Annotated in this window: 21 protein-coding genes; 13 read left to right on the top strand and 8 right to left on the bottom strand. The window is 51.0% G+C overall.

Annotated elements, in window-relative coordinates; genetic code table 11:
- Window positions 1-34 precede the first annotated feature (34 nt).
- From CRN96_RS05035 to CRN96_RS05010, 6 genes are all read right to left on the bottom strand, one after another.
- Window positions 35-541: a DUF1648 domain-containing protein gene (locus CRN96_RS05035; protein WP_097039804.1), complete on the bottom strand. Its 507-nt coding sequence runs from the start codon at window positions 539-541 to the stop codon at window positions 35-37.
- A gap of 3 nt (window positions 542-544) precedes the next feature.
- On the bottom strand, window positions 545-1,183 hold the full coding sequence (locus CRN96_RS05030; RefSeq protein WP_097039802.1) for a uridine kinase family protein: 639 nt from the start codon (window positions 1,181-1,183) through the stop codon (window positions 545-547).
- An 89-nt stretch (window positions 1,184-1,272) separates the two neighbouring features.
- Window positions 1,273-1,929: an ABC-2 transporter permease gene (locus tag CRN96_RS05025; protein WP_097039800.1), complete on the bottom strand. Its 657-nt coding sequence runs from the start codon at window positions 1,927-1,929 to the stop codon at window positions 1,273-1,275.
- A 2-nt stretch (window positions 1,930-1,931) separates the two neighbouring features.
- Window positions 1,932-2,795 carry an ABC transporter ATP-binding protein gene (locus tag CRN96_RS05020; protein WP_097039798.1) on the bottom strand — a complete coding sequence of 288 codons (864 nt, stop codon included), beginning with the start codon at window positions 2,793-2,795 and terminating at the stop codon, window positions 1,932-1,934.
- Window positions 2,792-3,169 (bottom strand): GntR family transcriptional regulator, encoded by a 378-nt coding sequence (locus CRN96_RS05015; protein ID WP_097040341.1) that lies wholly within the window; start codon window positions 3,167-3,169, stop codon window positions 2,792-2,794. The genes CRN96_RS05020 and CRN96_RS05015 overlap by 4 nt, the downstream gene beginning before the upstream one ends.
- 263 nt (window positions 3,170-3,432) lie before the next feature.
- Complete coding sequence (locus CRN96_RS05010; RefSeq protein WP_245844552.1) at window positions 3,433-4,335, bottom strand: threonine ammonia-lyase; 903 nt, start codon at window positions 4,333-4,335, stop codon at window positions 3,433-3,435.
- Window positions 4,336-4,502: 167 nt separating this feature from the next.
- On the opposite strand from CRN96_RS05010, the gene CRN96_RS05005 reads away from it, so the two are divergent.
- The 3 genes from CRN96_RS05005 (at window position 4,503) to CRN96_RS04995 (ending at window position 6,595) form a co-directional block, all read left to right on the top strand.
- Complete coding sequence (locus CRN96_RS05005; RefSeq protein WP_097039795.1) at window positions 4,503-4,940, top strand: MarR family winged helix-turn-helix transcriptional regulator; 438 nt, start codon at window positions 4,503-4,505, stop codon at window positions 4,938-4,940.
- A gap of 74 nt (window positions 4,941-5,014) precedes the next feature.
- The gene (locus CRN96_RS05000) at window positions 5,015-5,974 is read left to right on the top strand and encodes a ring-cleaving dioxygenase (protein WP_097039793.1); all 960 of its coding nucleotides are present in this window, start codon (window positions 5,015-5,017) and stop codon (window positions 5,972-5,974) included.
- 24 nt (window positions 5,975-5,998) lie between these two features.
- Window positions 5,999-6,595: an alpha/beta hydrolase gene (locus CRN96_RS04995; protein ID WP_097039791.1), complete on the top strand. Its 597-nt coding sequence runs from the start codon at window positions 5,999-6,001 to the stop codon at window positions 6,593-6,595.
- Window positions 6,596-6,953: 358 nt separating this feature from the next.
- Here CRN96_RS04995 and CRN96_RS04990 read toward each other — a convergent pair whose 3' ends face one another.
- Entirely contained in the window at window positions 6,954-7,838 is an 885-nt protein-coding gene (locus CRN96_RS04990) for an EamA family transporter (protein WP_097039789.1), read from the bottom strand.
- Window positions 7,839-7,939: 101 nt separating this feature from the next.
- Here CRN96_RS04990 and CRN96_RS04985 point away from each other — a divergent pair, with 101 nt between their 5' ends.
- From CRN96_RS04985 to CRN96_RS04955, 7 genes are all read left to right on the top strand, one after another.
- On the top strand, window positions 7,940-8,602 hold the full coding sequence (locus tag CRN96_RS04985) for a copper homeostasis protein CutC (protein ID WP_097039786.1): 663 nt from the start codon (window positions 7,940-7,942) through the stop codon (window positions 8,600-8,602).
- A gap of 46 nt (window positions 8,603-8,648) precedes the next feature.
- Window positions 8,649-9,434, top strand: coding sequence for an ABC transporter ATP-binding protein (locus CRN96_RS04980; RefSeq protein WP_097039784.1), 786 nt, complete (start codon window positions 8,649-8,651; stop codon window positions 9,432-9,434).
- Window positions 9,435-9,439: 5 nt separating this feature from the next.
- A complete protein-coding gene (locus CRN96_RS04975) occupies window positions 9,440-10,429 on the top strand; it encodes a FecCD family ABC transporter permease (RefSeq protein ID WP_097039781.1) in 990 nt (329 codons plus the stop codon).
- Entirely contained in the window at window positions 10,419-11,411 is a 993-nt protein-coding gene (locus tag CRN96_RS04970) for a FecCD family ABC transporter permease (protein WP_097039779.1), read from the top strand. Before CRN96_RS04975 ends, CRN96_RS04970 begins: the two co-directional genes overlap by 11 nt.
- A gap of 15 nt (window positions 11,412-11,426) precedes the next feature.
- Window positions 11,427-12,827, top strand: a complete 1,401-nt coding sequence (rlmD, locus tag CRN96_RS04965) for a 23S rRNA (uracil(1939)-C(5))-methyltransferase RlmD (RefSeq protein ID WP_245844551.1) — start codon at window positions 11,427-11,429, stop codon at window positions 12,825-12,827.
- A 127-nt stretch (window positions 12,828-12,954) separates the two neighbouring features.
- A complete protein-coding gene (locus tag CRN96_RS04960; RefSeq protein ID WP_097039777.1) occupies window positions 12,955-13,479 on the top strand; it encodes a hypothetical protein in 525 nt (174 codons plus the stop codon).
- A gap of 114 nt (window positions 13,480-13,593) precedes the next feature.
- Window positions 13,594-13,821 (top strand): hypothetical protein, encoded by a 228-nt coding sequence (locus tag CRN96_RS04955; protein ID WP_097039775.1) that lies wholly within the window; start codon window positions 13,594-13,596, stop codon window positions 13,819-13,821.
- A 49-nt stretch (window positions 13,822-13,870) separates the two neighbouring features.
- On the opposite strand, the gene CRN96_RS04950 is transcribed toward CRN96_RS04955, so the two are convergent.
- Window positions 13,871-14,920 (bottom strand): NAD(P)/FAD-dependent oxidoreductase, encoded by a 1,050-nt coding sequence (locus CRN96_RS04950; RefSeq protein WP_097039773.1) that lies wholly within the window; start codon window positions 14,918-14,920, stop codon window positions 13,871-13,873.
- A 79-nt stretch (window positions 14,921-14,999) separates the two neighbouring features.
- On the opposite strand from CRN96_RS04950, the gene CRN96_RS04945 reads away from it, so the two are divergent.
- Genes CRN96_RS04945 through map form a run of 3 tightly spaced genes read left to right on the top strand, consistent with a single transcriptional unit; the run spans window position 15,000 to window position 17,485 of the window.
- Entirely contained in the window at window positions 15,000-15,563 is a 564-nt protein-coding gene (locus CRN96_RS04945; protein ID WP_097039770.1) for a DUF3267 domain-containing protein, read from the top strand.
- A 56-nt stretch (window positions 15,564-15,619) separates the two neighbouring features.
- Window positions 15,620-16,687, top strand: a complete 1,068-nt coding sequence (gene dinB, locus CRN96_RS04940; RefSeq protein ID WP_179647135.1) for a DNA polymerase IV — start codon at window positions 15,620-15,622, stop codon at window positions 16,685-16,687.
- Window positions 16,688-16,729: 42 nt separating this feature from the next.
- Window positions 16,730-17,485, top strand: coding sequence for a type I methionyl aminopeptidase (gene map, locus CRN96_RS04935; protein ID WP_097039768.1), 756 nt, complete (start codon window positions 16,730-16,732; stop codon window positions 17,483-17,485).
- Window positions 17,486-17,812 lie beyond the last annotated feature (327 nt).

The raw sequence follows: 17,812 nt of genomic DNA, 5'->3' as shown, positions 1-17,812 counted from the left end.
ACAGGCTTCGCGGCATGTGATCAATCGGCAGGAATCACTTTATTTTCCACCGCTGCCACAGTCCCCAAAAAACGGGGCCGAGGGCGAGGATCAGAATCAATGGAAGCAGTAATGGTCCGAAGGTGGAGGTGCCGGTGAGGCCATAATTCGTGATTTCAATGAAAACAATCGCAAAAATGATCAGACAGGCATTTTTGGCAAAGTTCGAGATCGTTCTGCTGTTCAAATAAAAGGCTTCCGCATTTGATTCATTCATCCGGAGGGGATAATTATGAACCTGCGGAAATCTCTCCAGGAGTTCTAGCCCGGGTATGAGTATGAATGGGAGGGCGAGCAGGATGATCATTTCATACGGCGAGCCGTACCGGTTCACTTCACCGTCCGCGCCAAATTGCATCGGTATCTCTGCAGGGAGCGAAGGAAAGTTGATGATGACATAGATCGAACCTCCGATGAAGACGCTGTAGCCGATGATGTTTGCGAATTTTTCTGCAGCCGTTTTAGGAATATCCAGTTTCGGTCTTTGCTTGATGTGAATCACCTCTTATAAATTTGATTTTATTATTTTGAACATGTCGTCCGAGTTGTCCACGATGACATCGAACTTATCTTTCAATGGATGCATAAATAAATCATACTGATCACGCCTATGTGATTGTGCATTAATCAATGATTCCAAATCTCGTCCACGGTCCTCAACATCTCTTTTCTTTCTTCGGCTGAGCTCGGTTTTGGAATCCGTATAAATATATATGGAAAAATTAAAGGCGAATGGCTCCAAAAACGCAACTGACATCCCTTCAACAATTGTCACTTTTTTAGAACCCTTCAATATCCTCGCAGAATCCCATGGCTTATCTATTGTTATGAGATCATGCCCTTTTTTTAATAATTCAATGTCCCTTGCCAGACTGTTCAATTCATGCCGTATCGGCATGCATGCAGTAATTTTAGATTTCGAAATATTTCCTTGCGTCTCATAGCAGGCATATGTATTGCTAAGATGATGATTTTCAATGATGTAGGAGTCTGTATGCAGAAGATTATAATCCACATAGAGAGCCTCACAGAGGCTTTTGGAGAAGGTGGTTTTTCCTGAAGCACCATGACCAGAAACTCCAATAAAGAATGACCCCTCTGATGAGTTAACTATTTCTGTTATTTTTTTAATTAATATTTCCATCTTGCACCCCCTTAATCAATTTAATTATCCCATAATGAAAGGACGGTTTACATACAAAAATGCGCACAGATTATCTGTGCGCACTGGATTTAAATGACGTCGCTCTTCGCTGCCTGCTTCTGTGCGGTGAAGTAGGTGACGGCGAAGGTGAGGATTCCTGCCGCAAGCACGAAATAGGGGAGTGTGTACAGGATGAATTCCCACTGCGGTATCGTCGACAGGTCGGCGCCGAGAAGGTTCAGCATCGGCATGTAGTAGAACATGAAAGTGAATCCCATCGGTACAAGGTAGAGTGCAACCATGATGTTCACATTTTTAAACCATTCCGCCGCAAAAAATGTGTAGTAAAGGCTCGCTATGAGCAGGTTGACGCCCGTGATCATGATCATCCCGAACAAGTGATGAAACCCGTCCTGGACGAGGCTGAATGTGAAGATGACGAAAATCGACAGCAGCGTCATGAATATATGGAAGATATAATCCGTCCGGATGATATCTCTTTTATTTGCCGGGAGCGCCATGAAGAATTCGTGGCTCTTATTATAAGTCATAAGCACGTGCACGTTCATATAATTGGCGGTCAAATAAAGTACGATGAACAGATTCGCAAGGTTCAGCACCGGCATCAGACCGGCAGTGTCAGGATTCAGGAGCAGGGCGGATGCAAGGTTCAAAACGATGACAATTGCCGTGAAAATCAGCGTCCATTTGGAGTAGACCAGTTTCAAATAAAAATGCTTATCCATAGTCAGACATCCTTTCCTTTTTTCAGATGGTGCATCAGTTCATCTATACGGAGCTGCTCCGTCAGGATTTGGGAGCCGTATAATTCCTCGAGTGCCCGGTGTTCGTCCGATATCGCCTCGAATCCGACGGCGGTTTTCTTTATTCCGGTGAGCAGGTCTTCCGTTTGTGCATCCAGTATTTCGACGGGGCCTTTTAATTTTTTATACTTTTCCAATAAAAGATCTTTCTCCTCATGGAAGACGATTTTTCCTTCATCGATCATGACGATGTAGTCGGCGATGGAATCGAGGTCGGATGTGATATGCGTGCTGAACAGTATGGTCATGTTTTCATCTTCCATAAGCGCCTGCAGTATTTCCAAAAACTCGATTCGGAAGTTCGGGTCAAGGTTTGATGTCGGCTCGTCAAGCACCAGCAGCTCGGCATTGTGGCTGAGCGCGATCGCAATTGAGAGTTTCATCCGCTCACCGGTGGAGTAGTTTTTAAACTTTTGTTTTTCCCTGATTTTGAATTTCCTGATGTAATGTTCGAACTGCGGCGCATTGAAATCTTCATAGAAGCGTTTCAATATCTTTTTCAGCTGGGGGACGGTCATTTTCTCCGGGAACCTGTCCTCTGAAAAGACGAAGCCGATCCGGTTCAAAAGCGCTTCCCTGTGTGCTTCCACGGCGTGATCGCCGAAGAGGGATATGTCCCCGGCATCCGGCTTTTTGAGCCCGAGGATCAGGTGGATCAGTGAAGTCTTCCCGGCTCCGTTTTCGCCGATCAGCCCGGTGATGAAACCTCTTTCGATATTGAGGTCGATGTTCTTCAGTTGGAAACTGCCCTGGGTTTTGCTGACATTTTTCAGTTGGATGGCTGTCATGTCATATCCTCCTCGATTATTGAAATCATCTCGTCCAGTTCCTCTCTGGAGAGGTTGATCTGCCGTGATGCCAGGAGCATCGCTTCAATATGGCCTTCGATTTCATTTAAAATGCGTTCCTTCTGAAGTTCAGTATTCTGTTCACTGACGTAAGTCCCTTTGCCGACGATGGAATGGACGTAGCCCGCACCTTCCAGATCCTGATAAGCCCGCTTTGTTGTAATGATGCTGATGCCGAGGTCTTTGGCGAGCCGCCGCATGGAAGGCAGCGCATCCCCGGGCCCGAGTTCACCACTCATGATGAGGCGGATGATTTCATCCTTGACCTGCTCATAAATGGGGACGTCCATCGTATTTGATATTTTAATGTTCAGTTTGAACACCTCCACCTTACATAGTGTATATACTTAATATATACACTATATACGGGAAAGTCAAACATTTTTTCGATGCGGCCGTGGATTGCTGGAAAACCCATTAGAAGAAGGCAGATCGGTATATGGCGTTTCGTATAAGTCTGAGGAAAGTTGGAAGTTATGCGAATTTAAGTGCTGAAATCATATAAGTCACGGGAACCTCAAAATTTATACGAATTCAAATAAAAAGCCGGCCAACATAAGGTTGGCCGGGCATGATTTCAATATTCAATTTCCTCAAGCAATTCGAGCTGTTCGAATCCGAGGTTTCCGCCTGAAACAACGAGGCAGACTTCATCATCTTTGTCGACATCGAGTTTGCCGTCGATGAGCGCACCGAGCCCGATGGATGATGAGACTTCTGCCAGGATCTTGCCTTCCATCAGCATGATCTTCTGCGCCTTCAGCATCGTTTCGTCTGATACGGTCAGAAAGCCGTCGACGTGTTTCTGCACGACTTCAAAGTTCAAATCTCCCGGACGGTTGACGACCAGCGCATCGGCAATCGTCTTCTTCGATTCAAGCTGTACGGGTTCTCCTGCTTCCAGGCTTTTCGTGTATCTCGGCAGTTTGTCAGGTTCGACGCCATGCACTTTCCCTTCGAATCCGGATTCCTTCAATGCCGTGGACACGCCGCCGATCAGGCCGCCGCCGCTTGCCGGTACCAGTACATGATCGAATGGGATCTCTTCTTCCATGATCTCAAGTCCCGCAGTACCCTGGCCGGCCATGACGAGATCATCCTCGAACGGCGGGACGATCGTGTAGCCATTTTCTTCAGCCAGTCGTTCCGTCACGATGAAGCGGTCATCGACCGTGCAGAATTCGGTGGCGGCCCCGTGCTGCCTGATTGCTTCCACTTTGAACTTCGGAGCGGTCTCCGGAATCACGATGGTGGCCTTTATTCCGAGGAGTTTCGCAGCATAGCTCACGGCCTGGCCATGGTTGCCGGAAGAGGAGCAGATGATGCCTGCCTCCTTTTCCGTCTCGTCGAGGCTCAGGATTTTATTCATCGCGCCCCGGAGCTTGAACGCCTTCGTGTTCTGCATGTTTTCAAGCTTCGCGTACACTTTGCATCCGGCATATTCATCCAGGTTCTGCAGCCGGATTAAGGGTGTCTTCACGATATAAGGTTTAACCCGCTCCCGGGCTTGGTATATAATATTAAGGGTAATCATCAAAAGACCTCATTTCTTTAAAGTGATGTGCTAATTGATTGACTTCATCAAATAAAAGGGATAAAATTATCTCGAAATCGAAATAATTTTAGTTCGCGATAGAAGGTGAGACAATGGATCGGACGAAGGAGTCTTTGAAAGCATTCATCGGTATCAAGCGTACCAATGAATATTTGGAACGTCATGTGAAGCGGGATGCTTTGCGGCATGGCCTCAACATCACGGAATTTGCCGTCATGGAACTATTATACAACAAAGGGGACCAGCCGATACAGCATATCCGCAACAGAATTTTGATTGCCAGCAGCAGCACGACTTACGTGGTCGATAAACTGGTCGAGAAAGGTTTTGTAGAAAGGCGCCCGGATACGAAAGACAGGCGCATCAGCTTCGCCACATTGACAGATGAGGGCAGGGAGCTGATGGAGAAAATATTCCCGCCGCATGCGGAATTGATCACTGAATTGTTCAGTCACCTGACCGATGGGGAACTGTCGATCTTGAGGGAGACGCTTAAGAAAATTACTATGGAAACGGCTCAGACTAAATAAGTCTGAGTATCGTCCTTGAATTGTATCTCGAAATCGAGATACAATGATTTTATTGATGGAAGGAGTGATTTCCAATGTCCGACAACCGATTGCTGGGCATTCATCATGTGACGGCGATGACGGATGATGCCGTCAGGAATTATCATTTCATGACCAATATCCTTGGGATGCGTCTTGTCAAAAAGACGGTCAACCAGGATGATATCCACACTTACCATACATTCTTCGCTGATGACGTAGGAAATCCGGGCACCGATCTCACATTCTTTGATTTTCCAGATAAAAAGAAAGGCGAGCGGGGCTCTAATGCCATTACCCGGATCGGCCTCCGGGTCCCGGATGATGCAGCGCTTGAGTATTATAAGTTGCGTTTCGGTGAGTTCGATGTGAAGCATGAAGGCATCAGGGATTTATTCGGCAGGAAGGTGCTGCCTTTCGAAGAGCCGGACGGTCAGAGGTACCGGTTGTTTTCCGATGAAGAGGATGAGGGCATACCGGCCGGGATTCCGTGGAAGGGTGGTCCTGTCCCGGAAGATAAGGCGATTTACGGACTCGGTCCGATTGAAATCTCGATTTCCTACCAGGATAAATTCGTCGGCAGCCTGAAGGAAATCTACGGTATGAAAGTCGTTGCCGAAGAGGATGATGCCGTCCTGCTGGAAGTCGGGGCAGGAGGCAACGGCGGCCGGGTCATCGTCCATAAAGACCCCGGCCAGTCTGCAAAGCAGGGTTACGGCGAAGTGCATCATGTGTCTTTCAGGGTGAAGGATCATGACGCACTTGCCGGATGGAAAGAGAGATATGACGACCTCGGCCTGAAACATTCGGGCATTGTGGACCGGTTTTATTTTGGCGCATTATATACTCGGGTCGGTCATATATTGATCGAGCTGTCGACGGACGGGCCGGGCTTCATGGATGATGAACCTTACGAGACGTTGGGCGAGTCACTGGCGCTGCCGCCGTTTTTGGAGCCAAAAAGGGAAGATATAGAAGCACAGATCAAAATATTTGATACGACACGCAGGAAATAATAGAAATTCAGGAGGAAATATTTTATGTTGCACATTTTTAAAGAAGGTAAAAAAGGCGCACCGGTTTTCGTGGTACTTCACGGTACTGGAGGCACCGAACACGATTTGATTCCGCTTGCGGAGATGCTGAATGATGAATACAGCATCCTCTCAATCCGCGGGAATGTACGGGAAGGCGGGATGAACCGCTACTTCAAACGCCATGGGGAAGGGCAGTACGATCTTGAAGACCTTGAATTCAGAGGACAGGAGCTGCTCGACTTCATTAAAGATTCCGCGGAGAAATACGGTTTCAAGACAGAAGATGCGATTCCGATCGGATTCTCCAACGGTTCGAACATCGCCATCAACATGATGCTGCGGGAGGAAGCGGACTTCAAAAAAGCACTGCTATTTGCACCGTTATATCCGGTGGATCTTTCGGACAACAAGAAAGATCTGAGCGGCGCGGAAGTGTTCCTCTCCCTCGGCAAAGGCGATCCGATTGTACCTGAGGACGAGAGTGAAAGAGTGGTCGAAATCTTCAAGGAGCGCGGTGCGGATGTGCATCACACATGGGTGAACGGCCACAGCCTGCCGCAGGAAGTCGCCGAGGAAGCGAAGAATTGGCTGAACCGATGATATACCGATCTTCAACGTAATAAAGCCCACTTGTACTTTAATACAAGTGGGCTTTGTGCTGTCTGCAGGAGCGGTGGAATCGCCACCTTGTCCCGAATTCAGGCCGGCCTTGCGAAAAGCGACCCCGGAATCGCAACCTTGTCCCGGAATTCGGTCCGGCCTTGCGAAAAGCGACCCCGGAATCGCAACTTTGTCCCGGAATCCAGGCCGGCCTTGCGAAAAGCGACCCCGGAATCGCAACCTTGTCCCGGGATCCAGGCTGACCTTGCGAAAAGCGACCCCGGAATCGCAACCTTTGCCGGGAATCAGGCCCTGTGCTCTTTATTCCCAAGGCCATACAAAGTATTTCCCATGCAGATCAGGCATTCACCGGTGCTTCCCGTCTGTTCCGTCTCGACTGCAGCACGAGGATCACGATTCCCGCGAGCAGCATCAGCAACCCGACCCATGACAGGGCGTCGAGGTTCTCCCCGACCAAAAACACGCCGAGGAGTGAGGCGGTGAGCGGTTCTGCGAGTGACAGTGTCACCGCCGTCGAGGATTTCACGAACTTGAGTCCGCTCGAGAATAAAAAATACGCGAGTGCCGTCGCGAGTACACCGATGTGCAGGGCGACGAGCAGGCCGTTCGTCTCACCCAGCCAGCTCATATCATTGATGAAGAAGAATGGTGATAGGATCAGCGCGCTCAGGCTGAAGATCATCGCGACCGATGCGATCGGGTCGTGTGTACGGACGAGCCTCGAGTTCGACATCGTGAAGCTCGCAAACGAAATGCCGGCACCGAGTCCTGCGAGTATGCCGAGCGGATTGACGGTGACGTCATTCGTATTGAACATCAGGATGATGCACCCGGTGATTGCAAGTATCGTGGAGAGCCACCATACCCTTCCAGGCCTGATCTTGAAGATGAGCCATTCAATCAGCCCTGAAAACACGGGTGCACTGCCTATGGAAACGACCGTGCCGACGGCAATCCCCGTCAGCTCCACTGCACTGAAGAAAAAAGGCTGGAAGAGCGCCATGGCCAGGCCCCCGATCAGAAGCGGCCTGACGGGCCAGCCCTTGAAAGTGATCCGCCTCGTCAACAGGGCGATGAGCATGAGGAGCAGGCCGCCGACCGCGAGCCTCACCGCGCCCATCGAAATGCTGTCGACGTCACTTGCGAAGGCTTTTGCAGTGCCCGCCGTCCCCCAAAGCATTGCTGCAAATAATATCATGTAAGGTGCCAAACTCTGTCTCATATGATCTCTCCTAAATTAATTACATACAAACCCTTTATAAGCTATAATATATGTAAATCTGATGAGATGGATAATAAAATGACTTGCGCGGGGTGAGTATTATGCTGGAAGTGATCGCAACGAATTTACAGGACGTCATCGACGCAAACCAATATGGTGCAGACAGGATTGAGCTGTGTGCAAATATGCATGAGGGCGGCCTGACGCCGAGCATCGGACTGGTGGAAGAGGCGACGAAGCTCTCAAAGATTCCTGTCCATGTCATGGTGAGGAGCCATGATCACGGTTTCGTGTACAATGCACTCGATCAGCAGGTGATGCTGAGTGACATCAAACATATCAAAGAGACAAATGCAGCAGGCATCGTCATCGGCGCCCTTACATATGAAGGTGTGGTGGATGAGTACTTCCTTAAAAAAGCCATCCAGCGCGCAGAAGGGCTAGATATCACATTCCACCGGGCATTCGACTCGGCAAGGATCCAGTTCGAAGCGCTGCAGACGCTGATGAAGTACGATGCGGTGAAGACGATCCTCTCCTCCGGCGGAGAAGGGAAGGCGGCGGATAATCTTCCGCTGCTCATCGAGCTGAATAAAGTCGCGCGTGAACATGGCAAGACCATCATGCCGGGGCACGGCATCAATGAAAATAATGCCGGCATGTTCAAGGCGGATTTCGACTGGATACATGCCGGAAGCGGCATCAGGCTGGACGGGACTTTCCAGACAGGGATATCCCAAAAGCTTGTGCATGCATTCCTGTAATCTGAAGCATAGCCTGCGAATGGATTGAAATGAGGTGTCCGAAGTGATGAATATATTGGAAGTCGAAGATGTGACGGTCGGCTACGGCAAAAAAATGATCCTTGAAGACTTTAATATGACCATTCCAAAAAGCACCATCACATCGATCGTCGGGCCGAACGGCTGCGGCAAGACGACACTGCTGCATACGCTCGCCAGGGTGCTCAAGCCGAAATACGGAGCAGTGTCCATCGGCGGGGAGGACATCTTCTCACTGGATACGAAAGATGTGGCGAAAAGGCTGAGCCTGCTGCCGCAGTCATCGGCTGCCCCCGCCGGCCTCAATGTACACAGTCTCGTCAGTTACGGCAGGTATCCGCACAAGTCGGCGTTCGGGGGGCTGAACTCAGAAGATGCCGAAAACATCGACTGGGCAATGGAAGTGACCGGCATCAGGGACCTCGCGGAAAGGTCGCTTGATGAAATCTCCGGCGGGCAGGCGCAGCGCGTGTGGCTCGCCATGGCGCTCGCTCAGAACACCGGCATCATACTGCTCGACGAACCGACGACCTACCTGGACATGAAATTCCAGATGGAGATCCTGAACCTCCTGAAGGATTTGAATGACACGGCAGAAAAGACCATCGTCATGGTCCTCCACGACATCAACCATGCATCGCGTTTCTCGGACGGCATCATTGCGGTGAAAGATGGGGAGGTCATCAGCACAGGCAGCGCAGAAGAGGTCATGACCGGAAGCATTTTAAGCGAGGTCTTCGATATCACGCCGGTGATGGGCCGGTGTCCGTTCACGGATCGTCCCATCATCACATCCTACCGGCTGAGGAGTTGATAGGCGTGGCTTATATCATGACGCTCATCATCTCCTTCCTCCTGCTGGCTGCAGCTATCACCTTAAGCCTTATCACAGGTTCGGTGGAGCTTTCCCTGCATGATGCAGTGAATGCATTCATTGCTTTTGATCCTTCCGACAACGGGCACATCATCATCCGTGAAGTCCGGGCACCGAGGGCTGCTGCGGCCGCCATCGCCGGTGCGGCATTTGCCGTCGCCGGAGGAGTCACGCAGGCGGTGACAAGGAATCCACTTGCCGAACCGGGCATCATCGGCCTGAATGCCGGTGCGCTTTTTTTCCTGACAATCGCCTTCATCTTCATGCCGGGCCTCCCGTTTACATATTTGATCCTAATCTCATTTGCCGGGGCTCTGTTCAGTGCGCTGATCGTCCTCACGGTCTCATTTTTCGGCAGGGCGAGGATGTCGCCATTGAAGTTGATCCTCGCAGGCGTTGCGGTGACTTTATTTTTTGGGTCACTCAGCACTGCATTCCAGCTTTACTTCAATATCGGCCAGGACATCGCTTTCTGGTTTGCCGGTGCGATACAGACCATCGGCTGGGCCCATCTATCCGTAATCATCCCGTGGTTCCTGTTCGGAATTGCGGTTTCACTGTTGCTCTCACCTGTGCTGACCGCGATCAGCTTCGATGAACAGACTGCTGTAAGCCTCGGTGTTTCCGTCAATAAAACCCGCCTGTCGGCCTTGATCGCCGTGGTGATGCTTGCCGGGCTCGGTGTGTCCATCATCGGGGCCGCTGCCTTCATCGGGCTGATCGTCCCCCATATGGCGCGCTTTCTTTCGGGCGGGGACTACAGACGGATACTGCCGCTTTCGGGGGTGCTCGGTGCGGTGCTCACCGTGTGCAGCGACCTTGCTGCAAGGACGCTCGCCGCTCCGGTGGAACTGCCCGCCGGTGCGCTGATCGCGTTGATCGGCGTGCCGTTTTTCCTCTATCTTGCACGCAGGGTGGTGCGTTATGAAGTATAATCGGCAGGGAATCGTTTTGACGGCTGCGTGTGCTTTGCTTCTGGCAGCCATGCTCGTCAGCTTGAAGGCGGGTTACACATATATCGGCTGGGGAGAGATGTTTAAGATTCTCACCGGGCAGGGCGGCAGTGAAGCACATATACTGACCGGGATCCGGCTGCCGCGGGTGATCGCGGCGCTCCTTTCAGGTGCAGCGCTCGCGCTTTCGGGCGCGATACTGCAGAGCATCATGCAGAACCCGCTGGCGGATTCCGGCATCATCGGCATCAATTCAGGGGCGGGGCTTGCCGTACTGTTGATCATCATCTGGGGCGGTGCCGCAAACATATTTTTAATACCCGCAGCAGCTTTCATCGGCGGGCTCATCACCGTCCTCATCGTGACCGCGCTCTCCTACAGCAGAAGGTATGGTGTGACGCCGATGCGTCTCGTTTTGAACGGGGTGGCTGCAGGGGCGGGGCTCAGTGCATTGATGATCGTGCTTTCACTCATCATCTCAAATGAGAGCTATCAGTTTGCTGCAAACTTCCTTGCCGGCACCATCTGGGGGAGCACATGGCAGCACGTCATGATGGCTGCAGCCGGGCTCGCCGTCATCCTCCCCTTCGTGATTTCGCGGGTGTGGGTGCTTGATATTTTGAGCCTCGGCACATTGAATATCATCAGCCTCGGCGTTAATATAAAAAAGGAACGGTTACTGCTCCTCTTCTGTGCGGCAGGGTTCTCTGCAGTGAGTGTCTCGGTCAGCGGTGGGATCGCGTTTGCCGGGCTGATCGCACCGCACCTCGCAAGGAAACTCGTCGGAAATCCTCACCGCTTCATGCTGCCGCTCAGTGCGGTTTTGGGCGGGCTGCTCGTCCTCTCGGCGGATACGGCGGGGCGGACTTTATTTTTTCCGTCGGCACTTCCTGCAGGTGTCATGGTCGCCATCATCGGGGCACCTTATTTCATATATATACTGATGCAATCGGAAAACAGGTAATTTGGAGGTAATCATTTGAAAGAACAAAAAAGTGTCACATTGACCACGAAAATACACAGCCTGGATAAGAAAGGCTCGGGTATGGGCCTTGCGTACAGGGACCACGGCGGCAACATCCCCCGGAAACTCAAATTGAACATACCGCAGACGCTGATCGGGGAGGAAGTGGAGGTCACCGTGCCGAATGCGGACGGCAGGCGGCGTGCAACAGTCATGCCGGATAAAATACTCACACCCCATCCGGAGAGGACGACACCGCCATGCCCGCACTTTGAGCTGTGCGGCGGATGCGTCTGGCAGCACTGGGAATATCCGGGCCAGCTCGCCTACAAGACGGATTTTGTAAAGTCACACTTGAAGCGGCATGATTTCGATACATCGGTCGTCAGGGACACGATCGGGATGGAACATCCTTTCGAATTCAGGAATAAGATGGAGTTCACATTTTCAAAAGAAGGCAGGCTCGGCCTGCACGAGCTTGGGAACTTTAGGAACATCATCGACCTCGATACATGCCTCATTTCAAGCGAGGACATGGTGACGGTCATGCGGATCGTCTCGGACTGGGCAGCTGAATACAGCCTGCCGGGTTATGATAAAGACACCAACTCAGGACTTCTCCGTCATCTCAGGCTCCGCCAGTCTCAGGTCACCGGGGAATTGATGGCCGCACTGTTCGCGACGGAAAGTCCTGACGGCGGGTTGTCGGATGCCGTCAATGCGCTGGTGATGCGCCTGACTTCCGAAGTCGAGTCGATCGAGAGCCTGATGTGGATGGAGAACCGGGACATTGCGGATGTTGCACAGGCGGATGATGAGGATATCCATCTTCTGCACGGCAGGACTTACATCCATGAAGAGATGAGCGGATACACTTACCGTGTATGGTACGATACATTCTTCCAGACGAATCCGACCCAGGCTGAAAAGCTTGTGGACCTCGCGATTGAAATGGCCGACGTGAAAGAGCACGAATCGATGATTGATCTGTTTTGCGGTGTCGGCACATTTTCACTGCCTTTCGCAAGCAGGGTCAAATCGCTTGCCGGGGTGGAGATCGTCGAATCTTCAATCGAGTCGGCCAAACGGAATGCGCTCGACAATGACATTCAGAACACTTACTTCCTCGCCAAAGATGCCCGCCGCGGAATGGATGAAGTGCTTGAGACATGGGGCACACCGGACCTCCTGCTACTCGACCCGCCGCGTTCCGGTGCCGGCGGCAAGGTCATGCGCCGCATCGGGCGCCTTGGTACGGACAGGGTCGTCTATGTCTCCTGCAATCCGGAAACCTTTGCAGAAGACATCACATGGCTGCGTGAATTCGGCTACACGCTGAAAAACGTCCAGCCGGTGGATTTATTCCCCCACAGTGCGCATGTCGAGATCGTGTCCGTCCTGGAACTTGAAAATTGATATTCCGCATATTGAAGCGCCCTGTGCTGAATTTCAGCGCAGGGTGCTTTTTATGGGCGGGTAAGGCATTTTATCTTTATGCGCTTCCGGGTAATGTATATAATAGAATATGAAAAGAGGGTGTGAAATGCAGCAGTTCAAATATAAAATTTCAATCGTCGATAAAAAGCAGAATGTTGTGATTGCGGATGATGACGGAGGGGAATATGGGACTATAACGAGATCCGTGCTCAGGAACTGTGACAGGCGCAATACCTATCAGTTCACGGGTACGGACGGCGGTACAGTGGTCATAGGGATGAAGAAAAGGCGTTTCCGGGACTTGAATGTGGCGAGTTATATCGTCCAGTCTGACAACTATGAATTCAAATTGAAGGAACGTCCCGGAACCAACCTCCTGTATTTTAAAGTCGAGGGTAAATTCGACAACAAGCTCATCATCCTGGATGAGGACTGGAGCGGGAATCTGGAAGTTTATTTTCATGGGAGTCATGTGATGACGGTGATTGAGGATCCGGTCACCGGGGAGGCACAGATCAATTTGGGGGAGAAGTTCACTGAAAAGTCCTTCCCATTCATCATAGGGGTGCTGATGTTCTTCATGTTCAAGGCATATAAGAGGGAAAACTGGCATATTGAACGGGCGTTGTGACTAAATCCCAATATGACAGTCATATTACAAAGTTGTTTCATTTATAGAAATGTTTTGAAAATTTACATCAATAAGTGTAGAATCTAATTACTCATATGAATAGGGGGGAGTCGCATGCTCAGAGTGTTATGTGCACTTATTCCGGCGGCGATCATATTGCTGCATCTCGTCTTCGAAGACAACCTGCTTTGGCTGATATCACTGTTATTCGGACTGTTGGGCTTCATCTTCAGTTTCACCAATTTGAAATTCAGGGCGAATGCACTCGCATGGGGCTTATTGGTCTTGAATACGGGAGTGCTGATTTTCTCAATCGTCTACACGATCCAAAACTTCAGCTGAGTACAGTAAAACAAAGGGACAGGGCTGAAGACAGCCCCTTTTTTGTATTTTAATTTTCCGGCTCCATGTAATTGTAGTCATCCAGGTCGAGGCTGGTGCGAAGGCCGCTCAGGAAGCGTGCGGCTTCATGGCCGATATAAGGTCCCGCAGTGAGTCCCGTGGCGCCGAGTCCGTTGATGACGAATGTCTTATCATCATGGTATCCGATGAACGGCAGGTGATCCCTTACATAAGGTTTGAAGCCGGTCATCATCTTGATGTCCGTGATGGCATTGTCCGGGAAATACCGTTCGGCGAGCCCCCTCAAATAACGGTGGTTTTCCGCGGAAGGCGAGTCATCGAATGATTCGGTGTCGATATGCGTTGTGCCGATCGCAAATTCGTTATCGCCCATCTCCACGATATAGATGGGCCCGAGCGCCATGACGACCGGCGTATGCACAACATCGGGTGCTTCGACTTTAAAGTGCAGCACCTCGGAGCGCTGATGGCGGACCGCCGGCCCGAAATCCTGCTCGGCGCCCCATGCACCGGTTGCGTAGATGGTGACATGGTCATCAGCCTGCTCCGGTGCCTCGCCTTCAATCCATTCGCCCCCGGTGGAGATGAAGGCATTCTTCAGTGCGTCCCTGAGGAGTGCGCCTTTGACCTGCGCACCACCCTCGACATACACCCCTGGGTAGCTGCCGTTCAAATAAGGATGGTGCTTTTTGACTTCCTCCCTTGAAAGCTTCAGGACTTCACCCATTTCAGGCGCTTCCGCTCTTTTCCCGCTGATGCGGTCGAAGCCGAGCTCGAGCACGTCATCGTCTTTGAATAAAGAGATGGCACCCCGCTGTGTATAGCCCGTCTCAAGTTCCGTCTCCTGCTCAAGCCGGCGGATGAAGTCCGGATAATATTCCGCCGCTTTCGTCACGAGGCGGTACCATTTCTTGTTCCTCCGCTGTGAGACCCATGGATTGATGATGCCTGCGGAAGCAGCTGTCGCATTCCCGTCATCATTGCGGTCATACAGGGTGACTGCATGCCCGTGCTGCTTCAGATGGTAGCCGAGGGAAGCACCTGCGATGCCGCCCCCGATGATCGTGAATTTTTCCATTTTATACTATCCCTCCGTGCATGATTCTTTGAATTTATATGATAGACTGTGTACTGATGTCATTTTGAGGAGCCTGCCCATGAACAAGTACGTACTGGACATATTCAAAGATCAGGATGCACTGAAAACTTTGAATAAATGGTCCATCCTGATCACACTCGGCGCCTTCATATTATTTTACTTATTCGAGGTGCTTTTCACAAATACGACGGGTCCGGCCGTCATCGGCTGGTCGCCGCTCGAACTTCTGTTGTCGGTGATACTGATCTTTTTGATCATCTTCGCGATCATCACCGTGCATGAAGCCATCCACGGCCTGTTCTTCAAGCTGTTCAGGCCCCGTGGCAACGTGAAGTTCGGATACTCCAAGGGGATGTTCTATGCGACTTCGCCCGGTGAAGTGTTCAGAAGGCATGAATTTAAAATCATCATCATCATGCCATTTGTCATCATCACGGCGCTGATGATGATGCTGTGGTTCATCATACCACACGCATCGATCAAGTATTTCCTCGCACTGCATACAGGCGCCTGTGCCGGTGATTTTTATTACCTCCATCTGCTGAATAAACGCCCCGAGATGCAGTATGTCGAGGACACCGATGTCGGCATGACGATGTACGAAAACCATCCGGATGGATAGAACGCCTGTTCGTATCATGTTATAATGGAGGCAACGATAAGTGTTGGGTGATGATTATGGAAAAAAGGATCATTCATATAGATATGGACGCTTTCTACGCACAGATAGAGCAGCGCGATCATCCCGACTACCGGGGGAAGCCGGTCATCGTCGGCGGCAGGTCGCAGAGCCGGGGCGTGGTTGCGACTGCGAGTTATGAAGCCCGGAAGTTCGGCGTGCATTCGGCGATGCCGACGCGTACGGCCTATAAGCTCTGCCCGGACGGCATTTATGTGCGGCCCCGTTTCGATGTCTACAAATCGGTCTCAAAAGAGATCATGGATGTCTTCCTGTCCTATTCGGAACTGGTGGAACCGCTGAGCCTGGATGAGGCCTACCTCGACATCACGCATCTCGTCTCCCGGGAGCGCACCGCGAAGTCGGTTGCGCTGAATATCCAGCGGGATATATTCGAGAAGACGCATCTCACATCTTCGAGCGGCATTTCCTACAATAAATATCTCGCAAAGATCGCATCCGGGATGAACAAACCGAAGGGGACGACCGTCATCCATCACGGGAATGTGATGGAGATACTGAAGGCGATGCCGATCGGCAAGTTCCCCGGTGTCGGCAGGGTGACCGAGGAAAAGATGAAATCGCTGAAGATCTTCAACGGGGAAGACCTCCATGGCTGGGATGAGGCCGACCTCGTGCGTGAGTTCGGGAAGCGGGGGAGCTCGCTGTACCGGAAGGCACGCGGCATCGGTACGAGTGAGCTTAATGTCGACCGGGTGAGGAAGTCGGTCGGCAAGGAGACGACGTTCGACCATGATGTGAATGATGATGAGTACATTCTGAAAGTACTTGAAGAACTCAGCCATAAAGTCAGCGAAAACCTCGACAGGCGGCAGTTTGCCGGCAGGGTGGTGACGGTCAAGCTGAAAACCCATGACTACAAGACGCATACGAAGCAGATGATGACCACCAACCCGATCTTCAAAGGAGACGAAATCTTTCATTATGCTTATAATCTTTATCATGAAGTGAAGGAGCCTGAGGAGCCGATCCGCCTGATCGGTGTGACCGTCTCCCATCTCGAGGAAAGAAGTTACCGTAATTTGACGATATATGATTTTTTATAATAATATAGGTTTAATTAAATTTTAAAGGAAGACAAGTGACTTATGATAATTAAAACAGAAAAAGAAATGAAAGCATTGGAAGAGATCGGCCAGATATGCGGTAAAGTTTTGAAAGCAGCCGTCGAATTTACGGAAGCCGGCATGACGACCAAGGAGATTGACGAAGAAGCGGGACGCCTGCTTGCAGAATACGGGGCGGAGAGCGCGCCTATCAGCGAGTACGATTTCCCGGGCTACACATGCATCAGTGTGAATGAGGAAGTCGCACACGGCATCCCGGGTTCACGTGTCCTGAACGACGGTGACCTTGTGAACATCGACGTCAGTGCGAAGAAGAACGGATACTTTGCGGATACGGGGGTTTCATTCGTGGTAGGTGAAACGGATGATCCAATGAAGCAGAAAGTCATCGATGTATGCGAAATGGCCTTCGAAGCGGCGATGGAGAAAGTCAAAGCCGGCGGCAAAGTGAGCCAGATCGGACGTGCCGTGCACAATGTCGCACGCAAAAATGGCCTCACGGTCATCCGCAACCTGACCGGACACGGGGTGGGCAAGAGCCTGCACGACTCCCCGCAGCACATCATGAACTATTATGAAGCATCGAAGAAGGAAATCCTGAAAGAGGGCATGGTCATTGCAGTCGAGCCGTTCATTTCGACGAAGGCGAGCCTCGTCACGGAAGGCAAGAACGACTGGGCCTTCGAAACGAAGGACGGAAGCTACGTCGCACAGAAGGAACATACAGTCGTCGTCACTAAGGACGGCCCGAAGTTCCTGACAAAAATTGAAGATTGATCTGTCCGAGGAATCCGGCAGTGGAGGGCTTTGCTCATCCGCTGCCGGATTTTTGTGTGAATGAGCAGAATCTGCCTTTTCTTGCTCATTCATGAGTGATTTCGGATGTGAATAAGCAGATTCTGCCTCTCCCCGCTCATCCAGTTGTGATTTCAGGTGCGAATGAGCAGAATCTGCCTTTGCCTGCTCATTCATGAGTGATTTCGGATGTGAGTGAGCAGAAATTGCCCCTCCCTGCTCATCCACGTCCAACTTTCGATGTGAGTGAGCAGGTTCATAAAAAAGCCCAGACACAAAAAGGAGAAAGGGCTCCTTTTCATATCCGGG

The organism is Salinicoccus kekensis (assembly GCF_900220995.1).
Classification (GTDB): Bacteria; Bacillota; Bacilli; order Staphylococcales; family Salinicoccaceae; genus Lacicoccus; species Lacicoccus kekensis.
The sequence above is the reverse complement of the archived record's forward strand: the minus strand, read 5'-3'. Positions and strand labels throughout refer to the sequence as shown.